15 protein-coding genes are annotated in these 13,805 nt (G+C 56.7%); 7 read left to right on the top strand and 8 right to left on the bottom strand.

Annotation, left to right across the window (positions count from 1 at the left end; translation table 11 throughout):
• Nucleotides 1-24 precede the first annotated feature (24 nt).
• Nucleotides 25-1,536, bottom strand: coding sequence for an NADP-dependent phosphogluconate dehydrogenase (gndA, locus tag LG198_RS08710; RefSeq protein ID WP_230342784.1), 1,512 nt, complete (start codon nucleotides 1,534-1,536; stop codon nucleotides 25-27).
• A 161-nt stretch (nucleotides 1,537-1,697) separates the two neighbouring features.
• Complete coding sequence (locus LG198_RS08705; RefSeq protein WP_230342783.1) at nucleotides 1,698-2,078, bottom strand: MerC domain-containing protein; 381 nt, start codon at nucleotides 2,076-2,078, stop codon at nucleotides 1,698-1,700.
• Between the two features lie 262 nt (nucleotides 2,079-2,340).
• Between LG198_RS08705 and LG198_RS08700 the strand changes: the two genes are divergently transcribed.
• Genes LG198_RS08700 through LG198_RS08690 form a run of 3 tightly spaced genes read left to right on the top strand, consistent with a single transcriptional unit; the run spans nucleotide 2,341 to nucleotide 3,884 of the window.
• Entirely contained in the window at nucleotides 2,341-2,754 is a 414-nt protein-coding gene (locus LG198_RS08700) for a hypothetical protein (RefSeq protein WP_230342782.1), read from the top strand.
• Nucleotides 2,755-2,770: 16 nt separating this feature from the next.
• Nucleotides 2,771-3,316, top strand: coding sequence for a YMGG-like glycine zipper-containing protein (locus LG198_RS08695; protein ID WP_230342781.1), 546 nt, complete (start codon nucleotides 2,771-2,773; stop codon nucleotides 3,314-3,316).
• A gap of 49 nt (nucleotides 3,317-3,365) precedes the next feature.
• Nucleotides 3,366-3,884, top strand: a complete 519-nt coding sequence (locus LG198_RS08690; protein WP_230342780.1) for a hypothetical protein — start codon at nucleotides 3,366-3,368, stop codon at nucleotides 3,882-3,884.
• 60 nt (nucleotides 3,885-3,944) lie between these two features.
• Here the strand turns inward: LG198_RS08690 and LG198_RS08685 are convergent, their stop codons facing one another.
• Nucleotides 3,945-4,628, bottom strand: coding sequence for a uracil-DNA glycosylase (locus tag LG198_RS08685; protein ID WP_230342779.1), 684 nt, complete (start codon nucleotides 4,626-4,628; stop codon nucleotides 3,945-3,947).
• Between the two features lie 426 nt (nucleotides 4,629-5,054).
• Here LG198_RS08685 and LG198_RS08680 point away from each other — a divergent pair, with 426 nt between their 5' ends.
• Nucleotides 5,055-5,351, top strand: a complete 297-nt coding sequence (locus LG198_RS08680; protein ID WP_230342778.1) for a hypothetical protein — start codon at nucleotides 5,055-5,057, stop codon at nucleotides 5,349-5,351.
• Nucleotide 5,352: 1 nt separating this feature from the next.
• On the opposite strand, the gene LG198_RS08675 is transcribed toward LG198_RS08680, so the two are convergent.
• The gene (locus LG198_RS08675; RefSeq protein WP_328485200.1) at nucleotides 5,353-6,252 is read right to left on the bottom strand and encodes a LysR family transcriptional regulator; all 900 of its coding nucleotides are present in this window, start codon (nucleotides 6,250-6,252) and stop codon (nucleotides 5,353-5,355) included.
• 136 nt (nucleotides 6,253-6,388) lie between these two features.
• On the opposite strand from LG198_RS08675, the gene LG198_RS08670 reads away from it, so the two are divergent.
• On the top strand, nucleotides 6,389-7,141 hold the full coding sequence (locus tag LG198_RS08670; protein ID WP_230342776.1) for an SDR family NAD(P)-dependent oxidoreductase: 753 nt from the start codon (nucleotides 6,389-6,391) through the stop codon (nucleotides 7,139-7,141).
• Nucleotides 7,142-7,278: 137 nt separating this feature from the next.
• Here the strand turns inward: LG198_RS08670 and LG198_RS08665 are convergent, their stop codons facing one another.
• On the bottom strand, nucleotides 7,279-8,154 hold the full coding sequence (locus LG198_RS08665; RefSeq protein WP_230342775.1) for a LysR substrate-binding domain-containing protein: 876 nt from the start codon (nucleotides 8,152-8,154) through the stop codon (nucleotides 7,279-7,281).
• Between the two features lie 311 nt (nucleotides 8,155-8,465).
• On the opposite strand from LG198_RS08665, the gene LG198_RS08660 reads away from it, so the two are divergent.
• A complete protein-coding gene (locus LG198_RS08660) occupies nucleotides 8,466-8,741 on the top strand; it encodes a hypothetical protein (RefSeq protein ID WP_230342774.1) in 276 nt (91 codons plus the stop codon).
• Between the two features lie 64 nt (nucleotides 8,742-8,805).
• On the top strand, nucleotides 8,806-11,064 hold the full coding sequence (katG, locus tag LG198_RS08655; protein WP_230342773.1) for a catalase/peroxidase HPI: 2,259 nt from the start codon (nucleotides 8,806-8,808) through the stop codon (nucleotides 11,062-11,064).
• A 64-nt stretch (nucleotides 11,065-11,128) separates the two neighbouring features.
• Here katG and LG198_RS08650 read toward each other — a convergent pair whose 3' ends face one another.
• The 3 genes from LG198_RS08650 to LG198_RS08640 are packed head-to-tail and all read right to left on the bottom strand — an operon-like array spanning nucleotide 11,129 to nucleotide 13,774.
• Nucleotides 11,129-12,358, bottom strand: a complete 1,230-nt coding sequence (locus LG198_RS08650) for a hybrid sensor histidine kinase/response regulator (protein WP_230342772.1) — start codon at nucleotides 12,356-12,358, stop codon at nucleotides 11,129-11,131.
• Nucleotides 12,348-12,965 carry a chemotaxis protein CheB gene (locus LG198_RS08645; RefSeq protein ID WP_230342771.1) on the bottom strand — a complete coding sequence of 206 codons (618 nt, stop codon included), beginning with the start codon at nucleotides 12,963-12,965 and terminating at the stop codon, nucleotides 12,348-12,350. Before LG198_RS08645 ends, LG198_RS08650 begins: the two co-directional genes overlap by 11 nt.
• Nucleotides 12,962-13,774 (bottom strand): CheR family methyltransferase, encoded by an 813-nt coding sequence (locus tag LG198_RS08640; RefSeq protein ID WP_230342770.1) that lies wholly within the window; start codon nucleotides 13,772-13,774, stop codon nucleotides 12,962-12,964. Before LG198_RS08640 ends, LG198_RS08645 begins: the two co-directional genes overlap by 4 nt.
• Nucleotides 13,775-13,805 lie beyond the last annotated feature (31 nt).

Raw genomic sequence — 13,805 nt, 5'->3', positions numbered from 1 at the left:
CAGGCGTATTTGCCTGCCCTGCTTTTACACGTCCAGCTGTGGGCGTCCGGGTTCTGGCCAGTCTATATGGAAGAACTTGCCGCGCGGCTGGTCCACACGTTCATAGGTGTGCGCGCCGAAATAGTCACGCTGGGCCTGCAACAGGTTGGCCGGCAAAATGGCGCTGCGGTAGCCATCGTAATAGGACAACGCGGCGCAGAAAGCCTGCGCCGGGATACCGTTACGTATGGCTAATGACACCACGTCGCGCCAGCTGGATTGGCCTTCATCCAATGCCTCGGTGAAGTAAGGGTCCAGCATGAGGTTCTTGAGGCGGGAATCCAATGCATAGGCATCCGTGATCTTTTGCAGGAAGCGGGCGCGGATAATGCAGCCGCCGCGCCAGATTTGCGCAATTTCGCCGAAGTTGAGTTTCCAGTTATAGGCCACCTGGGCCTTATCGATCAGCTGGAAGCCCTGGGCATAGGCGCAGATTTTCGAGCAATACAGCGCATTGCGGATGGATTCGATCAGCTTCTCGCGGTCGGATTCCTGCTGGATTTTCGGACCTTTGAGAATAGTGCTTGCTTCTACACGCTCATCCTTCACTGTTGACAGTGCCCGTGCAAATACCGCTGCTGCGATCGCATTGGCAGGAGAGCCGAGCTCTAGCGCGTTGGCTGCGGTCCATTGGCCGGTGCCCTTCTGGCCTGCGGCATCCATGATCTTGTCGACCAGGAAGCCATCGCCTGCGGGGTCTTTCTGTTGCAGGATGTCGCCGGTGATCTCGATCAGGAAGCTGGAAAGCTCGCCCTTGTTCCATTCCTCGAACACTTTGCCGATCTCGTCGGCGCGCATGCCGAGCAGGTTCTTCATGAGCCAGTAGGCTTCGCAGATCAACTGCATGTCGATGTACTCGATGCCGTTGTGCACCATCTTCACATAATGGCCCGCGCCGTCAGGACCGATGTATTCGGCGCACGCGAAGCCGCCTTCAACAGGCTTGCCTGGCGTTGCGCCCTCGATAGGGTTGCCGGTGCGCGGGTCTACCTTGGCTGCGATGTCGCGCCAGATGGGTTCCAGTGAAGACCATGCCTTACGCGTGCCGCTGGGCATGAGCGAGGGGCCGAAGCGGGCGCCGGTCTCGCCGCCGGAAACGCCGGAACCGATGAATTCAATGCCCTTGGCGCGCAATTCCTTCTCACGGCGGATGGTGTCGGTCCAGAGCGCATTGCCGCCATCAATGATGATGTCGCCTTCTTCCAGGAACGGGATCAGCGCGTTGATGGTGACGTCAGTGGCGCTGCCTGCCTTCACCAGCAGTACGATCTTGCGCGGGCGCTTGATGCTCAATACAAAGGTGGCGAGGTCTTCAAAGCCTTCCAGGCGCTCGGCCGAAGGTTCGTTTTCATTGCAGTGTGCGATGAATTTGCGGGTTTTTTCAGGGTCGCGGTTGTAGACGGAGATCGTGTAACCGTGATCTGCGATGTTTAATGCCAGGTTCTGCCCCATGACTGCTAAACCAATAAGGCCAATATCTGCGGTATTTGTACTCATGATGATTGCTTCTTGTTAATTTAGGGTGGATAGAAACGAGAGCCAGACCAGCACGCGAGCATATACAGCTCGGTAAAACAACTCCCAGCCAAGACTATAGACCTTTATGGAAAAACCTACAAAGCCAAAGTTCCGGGAATTTTGGAAATTATTGTGAATTACTATGGGGTTGCCGTGCTGGCGCTTGCAATGTGGGAGATGAGCTTGAGGCGGCGATTGAGGGTGTGTCCGGCAATTAGGAGCAAACTGCCCGGTATGGTAAGTGCAACTTCCGTAGCGGTATTCATGGGGATAAACGCTGCAGCGCCCACCAGCGCCAGGCCTGCTGCAAGCAACAGGCTGGGCTTGCCATCGCCATGATGCCGCCAGCCTGACCACGCACCAAACACGGCAGCAGGCAGCAAGGCAATAAACAGCCAGACATGCACGCTTTCATCTAGCAGGAAGGACAAAGGCAGGACGACTGCCAGCCACGGCAATGCAATACAGTGGAGCAGGCATAGCAGGGAGACAAGGTTGCCGAGTTTGTCCCAGTTGACCAATTTTTGCTTGGAGGAATTGATGATGATGCACTTAAACGCAATTTCAGTAGTGCATATTCTAGACTAATTAGCTTGGATTAAGCAACATTGTTGCAAAAGTGTGACATTGCAGGGATAGACTGCTGGTTGCTCATATTGCTTGCATTCAAAGGCGAAGTGTTTACGAATTATTACGCATCTTTACTTAACCCCTCAAAACTCTGGTTCAACCGTGCCAGTCTTACATCATAACCACGGCTAGTGGGAAATGGAGGCAGGTGAAATGCGTACAGTAAACAAGATCATGGTGGTGGGGCTGGTTGCAGGCCTTATGTTGAGTGGAACGGCGCTGGCTGATCCCTGGCGTGGTCATCGCCACGGCGGCGGCCCTAACATCGGTTTTTATTTTGGCCCTGGTTTTGGTCCTGGTTTTTATGGTCCCGGTTGGGGGCCTTATTATCCCCGCCCGTACTATGGGGTGCCGACCTATCCCTATTACCCGCCCGTTATCGTTGCGCCGGCCCCGGCTCCTGTTCCGCCGCCAGTCTATATTGAGCAGGCGCCACAGCAAAGCGCTGCACCGCAGTCGGCGGATAGCGCTTATTGGTATCACTGCAACCAGCCTGAAGGTTATTACCCCTACATCAAGGAGTGTCCTTCAGGATGGCAGAAAGTGGCGCCGCAACCTCCCCAGTAAGATCCGAGGAAACATCATGAAAATTGCAGCTTTATTGGTTCCACTGACATTGCTGAGCGCCTGCGCCACGGTGCCGCCCGATGGCCCAAGCCGCATGGCCTTGCCGGGCACGGGAAAGCAATTTGACCAGTTCCGTTATGACGACAGCGTCTGCCGCCAGTTTGGGTTTGAGCAAAGCGGTTCCGTCAAAGAGTCCGCCAAGGAAAGTGCCGTGACCAGTGCAGCAGTGGGCACAGTGGTGGGTGGCTTGCTGGGTGCGGCCGTCGGTGGCCACCAGGGCGCCGCGGTGGGCGCGGGTTCCGGCCTGCTGGTTGGCACAGTGGCAGGCGCAGATGCCGCATCAAGCTCTTATTACACTGCGCAGCAGCGCTATGACAATGCCTATACCCAGTGCATGTATGCCAAGGGCCACAAGGTGGCGGTTGCCGCCAGTTTGGCTAACACATACCAGCAAGGCGGCAATGTGAACCGCAACACCAGCGCACCCTTGCCACCGCCGCCGCCCGGCTATCAGGGAGCGCCGCTTTCAGCAGCAGTCGTGCCGCCGGACTACCGCGAGTGAATGCCACACGGACAAAAAGCAGTTGGATTACCTCTCAAGGAGAAGACTCATGAATAAGCCACGCTATATCAAAACCTTGTCAGCACTTGCGCTGGCGTTGCTCACCACCGCGATGAGCCTGAATTCCGCCTATGCGGACCGCGACGACAGGCGCGACAGGGGCCAGCGCCAGGAGCAACGCTCGGAAGGCCATCGTCCGGATGCGAATAGAAGCCGCGGCGGCTGGGATCAGCAGCGTCAGCCTGACCGCCGTGTGGAACGCCGTTCGCAGCCTGTTGTCGTGCAGAATGTCCATTACAATTTCCGTGATAATGACCGCCAGCGCCTGCAGACCCAGTATCAGCGCAGCCTGCGGTCACTGAACCGTGACCACCGGCCTTATTTCCAGCCGGGTTATGCCGTGTTGCCAGCGTATCGCCCCTATATCACGCCGGTGCCTGTGCATGTCCTGCAGACGTTGCCACCGCCGCCGCCAGGGTATGTGATTGGCTATTACCAGGGGTATAACGTTGTCTATGATCCGACGACCTATATCATTTTGACTACGATCGACCTGTTGACCAGGTAATATCAATGTTGCCCGATGAGTTTCAGCCCCGGCTTAGGCATGGTAAATAATCCGGACTGCTCAACCCTCTCCCCAGATGATCTCGGGCAGGCCCAAATCCAGCAAGGCGGCGTTTACGCGCGAATAAGGCTTGCTGCCGAAAAAGCCGCGATGGGCAGATAATGGTGAAGGATGGACCGAACTGATGACGGCATGATGCGCGGCAATCAAGGGCCGGAATTGCTGGGCGTGACTTCCCCAGAGAATAAAGACCAGGGGCGCTTCGCGCTGGCCGAGATAGCGCATCAAGGCATGGGTAAACGCCTGCCAGTGCTTGCTGTGCGCGCCCGCTACCCCGCCGCGGGTGGTGAGCGATGCATTGAGCAGCAGCACCCCTTGCCTGGCCCATGGCGTCAAATTGCCGCTTGACAGGGTTTGCCCCAAATCCGACTGCATTTCTTTCAGCATATTGCGCAGCGATGGCGGCGGCCTCACCCCTTCCGGCACCGAGAACGACAAACCATGCGCCTGTTGTATGCCGCGATCCTCGCCGTGGTACGGATCCTGCCCCAACAGCACGACCCGGACGGCAGACGGCTCCACCTGGCGCAATGCCTCAAACCACAAGCCACGGCGCGGGCGTACATCTTCTTCCGTTTCAAGGGTGGCGCTGGTGCTGTTGTAAAGGGCTTGCAGCTCAGGGATGGCAAGCACCCAGGCAGCGGGCAGCGATTCCGGATGGGGATGGGTGACGGGTTCTAGCATGGCGGTAACAATGGGCGTCAATAATGCAGAAGTTATGTAGCCTACGGTACTAAATTCGCTAGTGCCGCGCAAGCGCGAAAGGCGTAATATCGTTCAGGCGGACATATCAAGGCCAGCGTCAGACTGGCTCAGTACACTCAAACTATGGAGAAAGCGCAAATGAAAACCTCAGAGCCTGTTTACAACCTTTTCATCGGGTATGTTGCCCGTCACGGCAGTCGGAGCAAGGCGCCCACCACAGCCGGGCTCGCTGCCCGGCGAGGATGGGCAACGCAGCAGCGGCTGCCGTGGCGGGACAACCCGCAGGGCATGGACTCAAAACGCGCCTGCTCCGCGTTGCAGTCCTTGGCGAGGCAACGAGCATCACCTGCGGCCTGCGCCTTGATCGGACGCGTTTTGAATCCATGCGTACCCCATGAAAAGGTTGTGAACAGGCTCTTGTATATCCTTCCTCTATCATTGTTGCTGGCCTGGCCGGCATTTGCCAAAGCAGCGGCGGAAGATGAATTCATGGTCATGAAGGCTTGCCATGTAAACGCCACGGCAATGAACTTGCAAGGGCTGGTGCGCGAGCACTACCTCAATACTTGCGTAATTTCGCAGGCTTACCTGGATAAACCCGCGGAGCAGGTGCGCAAGCAGTGCCAGATCAATGCCACGGCCATGAACCTGGATGGCAATACCCGTCGCCATTACCTGGCGTCATGCCTGGCCAGCAATTGAATCAGGATGTAACGTCAACAGACCCTAGATAGTCTTGCAGCATTGCTGTCAGCCAGTCCATGAATACCCGGACCCGGCGCGGTTGGTGGCGCCGGTTGGGATACAGCATGGAGATCGGCATCGGTGCTGCGCGGTACTCCGGCAATATTTCGACCAGCCGGCCGTGCTTGAGATGAGTCCTCGCTGCGGCCAGCGGCACCTGGATAATGCCCAGCCCGGCCAGGCAGGCCTGGCTGTAGGCATCGCTGTTGTTGACCGTGATGATGGACTGCATTTTCACGCGCCTATTGTCATTGCCATGGGCATATTCCCAATAAGCGTCTTCCGAACCCAGCATCTGTGCGTAATGTACCGTGAAATGCCGGCCTAGGTCATCCAGCGTTATAGGGATGCCGTGCCGCTGCAAATATTCCGGGCTTGCACAGTTGACGATAGGATGCAGGCCGACATGGCGCGCAATCAACCCCGAGTCGCCAAGGCTGCCGACCCGGACGACACAATCGAAGCCTTCTGCCACCAGGTCCACCCGGCGGTCCGTACTGCTCAGCTCTATCTTGATGCCGGGGTGCTGGGCCAGAAATGCAGGCAGGTGGGGCATGAGCACCTCGCGTGCGACCGCCAGCGGCACATCGACGCGGATGCGTCCATGGATGCCTTTTTCATCGAGCAGGAACATGGATTCCAACTCATCCATATCCGTCAGCAGGTCCTTGCAACGCTGGTAGAACAGCTGTCCATCATGGGTCAGCACGACCTTGCGCGTAGTGCGCTGCAACAACCTGGTGCCCAGGTGTGCCTCCAGGTTTTGTACCGCCATCGAGATGCTGCCTTTGGGCAAGCCCAGGCTGATGGCGGCCTGGGTAAAGCTGGAGAGTTCGGCAACGCGTGTAAATGCAGTCATGGCATGTAGTTTGTCCAATGCTTGCCTTTTATTTGTTCAAATAATATGAACAGTGTAATCATTTTGTTGATATTTATCAGGTTTTGTTGTTGCAATAGACTGTGTTCACGCTTAACTAACGAATGGAGGAAAGATCATGGGCAAGATAGCGATTATTACTGGCGGCAACCGTGGCCTGGGGCGCAGCACGGCGCTGAATCTCGCGCGTCGTCATGTGGATAGCATCATCACCTATCGCAGTGGTGCCGGGGATGCAGCCTCGGCGGTGGCAGAGATTGAGCAGTTGGGCGCAAAGGCTGTTGCTTTGCAGCTTGATGTCGGTGACAGCAGCAGCTTCGGGCGCTTTGCAGATGAGGTTCGCCAGGCATTGCAGCAATGGGGCAGGCAGGATTTTGATTTCCTGGTCAATAACGCCGGAATCGGCATCTATGCCCCGATTGCCGAGACCACGGAGCAGCAATTTGATCAGCTGGTGGATATCCATTTCAAGGGCGTATTCTTCCTGACGCAGAAATTGCTGCCGTTGATCCGGGATGGCGGACATATCCTCAATTTGTCCAGCGGCCTGGCGCGCTTCTCTCTGCCCGGTTATGCTGCCTATGCAGCCATGAAGGGCGGCATCGAGGTATTGACCAGATACCTTGCCAAGGAGCTTGGCCCCCGTGGGATCCGGGCCAATGTGTTGGCGCCTGGAGCGATCGAGACAGACTTCGGTGGTGGTGCTGTGCGTGACAATGCCGACATCAACCGGTTTGTCGCGGACCAGACAGCGCTTGGGCGCGTAGGCCTTCCTGACGACATCGGCGCGTTGGCGGCGGTCTTGCTGTCTGAAGACAGCCGCTGGGTGAATGGCCAGCGTATCGAAGCATCCGGCGGGATCTTCCTCTGATACGGTCTTGCCTTAAACCTGTAATCACATTGAGGAGTATCAAGCCACTGGCAGTGGCGCCAGGGATTTTCCATGCTGACTTCTGCCAAGCATGGGCTTGGCAGATTGCTGGGTTCCAGCGCGCTCTTGTCTTAGTCTCAGGCCAATGGCTTATAGGCAAGCAACACGGCTAATTGCTCGAACAGTTTCTTGCGCGGATGGTTCTTGCGCCAAACCATGGCGATGGTGCGGCTGGGCTGCTGCTTGATGTCGATATAGCGGATATCGCTATCGTCCGGTTGAACCGCCACGGAGGGCATCAGCGTAATGCCTACGCCGTTCTTGACCATGAAGCGCAGCGTTTCCAGGCTGGAGGCGCGGAAGTCATCCTCGATAAAGCGCGATGGGTTGCACAGCTTTAGCGCCTGGTCGCGCAGGCAGTGGCCTTCATCGAGCAACAGCAGGTTTTCCCGGTCTACCGAGTTGAGGTCAACCTCCTGCAGGCCCGCCAGCGGGTGGTCGGGGCAGACGGCGAGCGTGAATGGGTCCTCGAACAGTATTCTGGACTCAAGCTCGGGGTGTTCTACCGGCAGGGCCAGCAAGGCCGCATCCAGCTTCATGCCCAGCAGCAGGTCCATCAATGCGCTGGTTTTTTCTTCAATCAGCAGCATTTTCATGTCGGGAAAATGCTGTTTGATGCGAAATACATATTCCGGCAATACATAGCTGGCAACCGAGGGGAACGCGCCAAGCGATAGCTTGGTGCCCTGCGGGTTCTGCGCCTGCGCCGCAATCTGCCGGATATGTTCCACATTGTTCATCACCGTGCGCGCAACCTGCACGATCTGCTCGCCCAGCTCAGTGATGCTGACCTGGTTTTTCTCGCGCACAAAAATAGGCACGTTGAGGTAATCCTCCAGTTTCTTGATCTGAGTGCTCAGTGTCGATTGGCAAATAGCGCAGTGGTTTGCCGCCTGGCTGAAGTTTTTGCAGTCAGCGACCGCGATCAGATAATTCAAGTCTCTCAAGTTCATTTGCTTACCTCTGCCGATTATACAAATGCCATGCCGGCTTTGTATCCTTTCCATCCAATGCACTTCATGTTCCATCCGCCCCATAGTTGCCGCCGGGCTATTCCATTGATAGCCGCTTTTTGCTGCCCATTCTAGCGATATCACCATTTTCCGATTATTGATTTTGCCGATAGGGGTATTGAGGGAATGAATTTCACCTGCTGCCCAAAAAAAACTTTAATGGTTCCACTGCTCCGCTAGGCATTTGAATTCTAGATGCGGAGTGGAGGAAAGCAGATCAGTGAAATCATTAATTTATTTAGGAGATAGTCATGAAAAAGCAAATCATAGGGGCGGCCATCCTGATGGCATCCGCAGTTTCTTCTGCCCAGGCAGAGTCCATTTTCCCATTCGCAACCAGCCTGCTGGGCACATGGAAGCCTCTGCCGGAGGCAACCAGCAATGACAAGCCCGATGTTGACCGCTCCCTGGGCCTTTTCGCCAACAGCATACTTGGCAACAGCCCGAGGCAGGAGACAGCAGTCAGCAATGACAAACCCGATGTGGACAAGTCGCTGGGGCTTTTTGCCGACAGCATCCTGCATTAGCCAGGTGCCCATGCCAGCTGGGCTGGCGTGGGCCGGTCAATAATAATCAAGAGGAGAAAGTAAAATGAAAGAGAACGTGATTTTCTATACCAAGGTGGTTGTCCTGGCATTGGCTGCCGCAACGCTGGCCAGCCAAGTACAGGCAGCTGAAGGCAAGTCAGGAAAACAGTATCAAACCGTATCGGGCGAGGCGGCATTGCAGTCCCCCAAATTCTGGTGGCCCGAGCAGCTTGACCTCCAGCCCCTGCGCCAGCATGCTGCGGAATCCAATCCCCTGGACAAATCATTCAATTATGCCGAGCAGTTCAAGACCCTGGACATCAAGGCGGCGAAGCAGGATATCGAACAGGCGATGAAGACATCACAGCCTTGGTGGCCTGCGGATTACGGGCATTACGGCCCTTTCTTCATCCGCATGGCCTGGCATAGCGCGGGCACGTATCGCGTGGGTGATGGCCGTGGCGGCGCAGGCGGCGGGCAGCAGCGCTTCGAGCCGCTCAACAGCTGGCCGGACAATGTGAGCCTGGACAAGGCAAGGCGCCTGCTGTGGCCGGTAAAGCAGAAATACGGCAGCAAGCTTTCCTGGGGCGACCTGATGGTGCTGGCCGGCAATGTGGCGCTGGAATCCATGGGCTTCAAGACTTTCGGTTTTGCGGGTGGCCGCGCGGATGACTGGGAACCTGACCTGGTCTACTGGGGCCCGGAAAAGGAATGGCTGGGCGACAAGCGCTACAGCGGCAAGCGCCAGCTGGAAAACCCGCTGGCCGCCGTGCAGATGGGCCTGATCTACGTGAACCCGGAAGGCCCGAACGGCAACCCTGACCCATTGGCTGCTGCCAAGGATATCCGCGAGACCTTTGGCCGCATGGCGATGAACGATGAGGAAACCGTGGCCCTGATCGCCGGCGGGCATACCTTCGGCAAGGCGCACGGCGCAGCCAATCCTGAAAAGTGCGTGGGTGCGGAGCCTGCGGCTGCCGGTATCGAGGAGCAGGGATTCGGCTGGAAAAACAAGTGCGGCAAGGGCAATGCGGAAGACACCATTACCAGCGGGCTGGAAGGCGCATGGTCAACCAATCCCACACGCTGGACGCATGAATACCTGACCTGGCTTTATACCTTCGACTGGGAAAAGACCAAGAGCCCCGCAGGTGCGATTCAATGGGTACCCAAGGGCGGACAGGGCGCCAGCCTGGTGCCTGATGCGCATATTCCTGATAAGCGCCATGCTCCTATCATGTTCACTACTGACCTCTCCTTGAAGGTGGACCCTGAGTACCAGAAGATTTCAAAACGCTTCCTGGATAATCCCAAGGAGTTCGAGCTGGCGTTTGCCAAGGCATGGTTCAAGCTCACGCATCGCGACCTGGGGCCGCGCGCACGCTATCTCGGCAGCGAGGTTCCCGCAGAAGTGCTGCTCTGGCAAGACCCGGTTCCAGAGGCAGATCATCCCCTGGTCGATAGCAATGACATTGCAGACTTGAAAGGCAAGATATTGGCCTCCGGCCTGACTGTGCCTGAGTTGGTGAGGGCTGCCTGGGCCTCGGCCGCCTCCTTCCGCGGCACGGATATGCGCGGCGGCGCCAATGGCGGCCGACTGCGTCTCGCACCGCAGAAGGACTGGGCAGTGAACAATCCTGCTGAGCTGGGCAAGGTGCTCAAGCGCTTGGAAGGTATTCAGAAAGGCTTCAACAGTGTCCAGGGCGATGGCAAGAAAGTGTCATTGGCCGACCTGATCGTGCTGGGTGGCGCCGCTGCGGTGGAAAAGGCGGCGAAGGATGCAGGCTATGCCGTCACCGTGCCGTTCACGCCTGGCCGCACCGATGCATCGCAGGAGCAAACCGACGTGAAAGCGTTCGCGGCGCTTGAGCCCAAGGCAGACGGGTTCCGCAACTACTATAGCGCGGACAATCGCCGCTCCCCTGCGGAAACGCTGATCGACCGTGCAAACCTGCTAACCTTGACCGTGCCAGAAATGACGGTGCTGGTGGGCGGTCTGCGCGCACTGGATGCCAATGCCGGAGGCTCGAAGAATGGCGTGTTCACTGACCGTCCCGGTACCTTGAGCAATGATTTTTTCGTTAATTTGCTCAGCATGTCGACCAAGTGGTCTCAGGCATCTTCAAGCCAGGGCATCTATGAAGGACGCGATCGCGCCACTGACAAGGTCAAGTGGACGGCAACCCCGGTAGACCTGGTGTTTGGCTCCAATTCGGAGTTGCGTGCCGTCGCCGAGGTCTATGCATTCGATGATGCCAAGGAGAAGTTCGTGCATGACTTCGTGAATGCATGGGGCAAGGTGATGGAGCTGGACCGGTTCTAATCAGTCCCGTTGAGTAAATGATGCTCAAGGTAGTGCAATAATAGCTGCCTTGAGCATTACTTTTTTAGCTATCAGGCACACCTGCAGCATCTGCATATTGCGCCTGCAATGGCAGTTGCAGGGTAAAGGCCGAGCCTTGGCCCAACGTGCTTTCCACCAGTATTTTCCCGTGGTGTGCCGTTGCGAGTTGCTGGGCGATATACAGCCCCAGCCCCAGGCCTGCACTGACTTGGTTGCCCTGGCAACGTTCGAAAGCGAGGAAGATACGTTCCTGGTCTTCAGGTGAAATACCTTGTCCTTGGTCGCGTACAGTAATCACAGCCTGGTTTTCCTGCTGTTGCAACGAGATGCTGATGGGTTTGGTGTTGCCATAGCGCATGGCATTGGTCAGCAGGTTGACAATGATCTGTTCGAGACGGAAGGCATCCCAGTCCCCACGGATATTGTCTTGAATCTCAAGGCTGATGGTGTAACCCGATGCTTGCGCCTGCGGCGTGATGTCATGCACTAGGCGTTCCAGCAGTTCGCTAAGGTTGGTGCTCACAGGACGCACGGACAGCTTGCCGCTGGATATGCGGGTAAGGTCTAGCATATCGTCAATCAGGCGGATCATGTTCTTCATCTGCCGCCGGTCGCGTTCAGTCATTTTCTTGAGTTCTTCCTGGCCGAATGCGGCAAGGTTGCCGCGTTCCAGTTGCAGGGTGCGTACCTGTACGTCAAGGAACAGGGTATTGAGCGGGGTACGCAGTTCGTGGGCGACCATGGAGATGAAGTTGTCACGGATGGAGATCGATTTTTCCAGCTCGGCCTGTGTGCGTTGCAGTTCTGCCAGCAGGGTTTCCTGTTTCTTCCGGCTGAGCTCCAGCGCCGCGATCTGGCGCTGTGTCTCCAGGCGCTGCTGGTGCAGGGCGACAAAGACATTGACCTTGCTCTGGACGGCGCTGATATCCAGCGGTTTGCGGAGAAAATCCACTGCGCCGGTTTCGTAGCCGCGGAAATCGAAGTTGGATTCGCTGCCGGCAGCCGTGACAAATACAATCGGGATATCGCGTGTCTTGGCAGTGCCGCGCATGAGTTTTGCCAGTTCAAAGCCATCCATGCCCGGCATTTGCACATCGAGGATGGCGAGTGCGAACTCGTGTTCCAGCATGAGGGTGAGGGCTTCCTCTCCTGAACGTGCCTGATAAATGATGCGATCTTCACCACGGATGATGGCGGCAAGCGCTTGCAGGTTTTCTGCCAGGTCATCCACAATCAGCAACTTGCTGGGTAGCAGTTCTGCGCTAGTGGACATGCTGTTCTCCCAATGTGATCAATAGTTGATTAATTCTTCCAAGGCGCAGAATCATATCAGGTGTTTGAAGCTGGATGGCTGCCCGGGGCATATAGTCTACCTCAGCCTCATCCGGGTCCTGCACGATGGCAAGTCCGCCTGCCTGCTTGATGGCACGCATGCCCGCGGCGCCATCCGGGTTTGCACCGGTCAGCAGGATACCGACCAGCGCTTCTCCATAAGCATCAGCGGCTGATTCCATGAGAATGTCGATGGAAGGCCGTGAGAAATGCAATGGCGCCTCGCAACTGAGCGAAAACTGCAGGTTATGCTCGATCGATAAATGGTAACTGGCCGGGGCAAAGTACAGGGTACCAGGCGCAATCGATTCCTTGTCTGTGGCTTCTTTCACTTGCAGGTTAAGGTGGTGCTGGAACAGTTCTGCCAGCTTGCTTTCACGTGTTTCCTGCATATGCAGGAGCGCGATGATCGGTAGCGGGTAATGCTGCGGCAGGCCCTTGAAAATATGCAGCATGGCATCCACACCGCCCGCAGAGGCACCCACGACGATCGCTTCCATAGTGCGATTGGCAAGAATTTCGAGCGTGGCTGGCTGGAGCGTCGTCATAGTTTGCGGAAGATGCGTTCACGCTTGTCCACAGCCTCAAAGCGCCGGTTGTAATCAGAGAAGTCGATACTCTCCTTGCTGCCCAATCCAAGAAAACCGCGGTGGCATAAGGATTCGTGGAACAGTCCCAGTGCGCGATCCTGCAATTTGCGGTTGAAGTAGATCAGTACATTGCGGCAAGAGATCAGGTGCGTTTCCGAGAACACGCTGTCGGTAGACAGGCTGTGGTCGGCAAACGTGATGTTCTCGCACAATGAGCGGTCGAACAACGCGGCACTGTAAGCCGCGGTGTAGTAATCGGAGAACGCTTGCTTGCCGCCTGCTTCCTGATAGTTCTTGGTGTAAAGCTGCATGCGTGAGAGTGGGAAAACGCCCTTGCGCGCCTTGTCCAGGGATACGGGGTTTATGTCCGTGGCATAGATGATGGTACGTTCCAGCAGCCCTTCTTCGCGCAGCAGGATGGCGAGTGAATATACCTCTTCCCCGGTACTGCACCCCGCCACCCAGATCTTGAGCGAGGGATAAGTTTTGAGCACGGGCAGCACTTCCGTGCGCAGGCAGGCATAGTAACTGGGATCGCGGAACATCTCGCTCACCGGGATGGTGAGGAACTGCAATAACTGGGTGAACAGGTCTGTGTCATGCAGGACGCGCGATTGCAATTCCGAGACGGACTCGCAGTTGAGCGCGCGCACTGCCTGCACGACCCGCCGTTTTTGTGAGGCGCCGGTATAGTCACGGAAATCATAGTTGTAGCGCAGGTATATCGCCTCCATGAGCAGGCGCAGCTCAATGTCCAGTGTGCTCATGCGAGCCTGGGAATGTTCTGGATTGTGCCCG

Source organism: Methylobacillus arboreus (genome assembly GCF_020532725.1).
Lineage (GTDB): Bacteria > Pseudomonadota > Gammaproteobacteria > Burkholderiales > Methylophilaceae > Methylobacillus > Methylobacillus arboreus.
Note: the sequence above shows the minus strand (reverse complement) of the source record. Positions and strands in the feature narration are given on the sequence as shown.

What these genes read in the sequence shown, in the direction of transcription:
- gndA (WP_230342784.1), bottom strand. Translation starts at nt 1,536, where the DNA reads ATGAGTACAAATACCGCAGATATTGGCCTTATTGGTTTAGCAGTCATG.
- LG198_RS08700 (WP_230342782.1), top strand. Translation starts at nt 2,341, where the DNA reads ATGCGTACAGTAAACAAGATCATGGTGGTGGGGCTGGTTGCAGGCCTT.
- LG198_RS08695 (WP_230342781.1), top strand. Translation starts at nt 2,771, where the DNA reads ATGAAAATTGCAGCTTTATTGGTTCCACTGACATTGCTGAGCGCCTGC.
- LG198_RS08690 (WP_230342780.1), top strand. Translation starts at nt 3,366, where the DNA reads ATGAATAAGCCACGCTATATCAAAACCTTGTCAGCACTTGCGCTGGCG.
- LG198_RS08685 (WP_230342779.1), bottom strand. Translation starts at nt 4,628, where the DNA reads ATGCTAGAACCCGTCACCCATCCCCATCCGGAATCGCTGCCCGCTGCC.
- LG198_RS08675 (WP_328485200.1), bottom strand. Translation starts at nt 6,252, where the DNA reads ATGACTGCATTTACACGCGTTGCCGAACTCTCCAGCTTTACCCAGGCC.
- LG198_RS08670 (WP_230342776.1), top strand. Translation starts at nt 6,389, where the DNA reads ATGGGCAAGATAGCGATTATTACTGGCGGCAACCGTGGCCTGGGGCGC.
- LG198_RS08665 (WP_230342775.1), bottom strand. Translation starts at nt 8,154, where the DNA reads ATGAACTTGAGAGACTTGAATTATCTGATCGCGGTCGCTGACTGCAAA.
- LG198_RS08660 (WP_230342774.1), top strand. Translation starts at nt 8,466, where the DNA reads ATGAAAAAGCAAATCATAGGGGCGGCCATCCTGATGGCATCCGCAGTT.
- katG (WP_230342773.1), top strand. Translation starts at nt 8,806, where the DNA reads ATGAAAGAGAACGTGATTTTCTATACCAAGGTGGTTGTCCTGGCATTG.
- LG198_RS08650 (WP_230342772.1), bottom strand. Translation starts at nt 12,358, where the DNA reads ATGTCCACTAGCGCAGAACTGCTACCCAGCAAGTTGCTGATTGTGGAT.
- LG198_RS08645 (WP_230342771.1), bottom strand. Translation starts at nt 12,965, where the DNA reads ATGACGACGCTCCAGCCAGCCACGCTCGAAATTCTTGCCAATCGCACT.
- LG198_RS08640 (WP_230342770.1), bottom strand. Translation starts at nt 13,774, where the DNA reads ATGAGCACACTGGACATTGAGCTGCGCCTGCTCATGGAGGCGATATAC.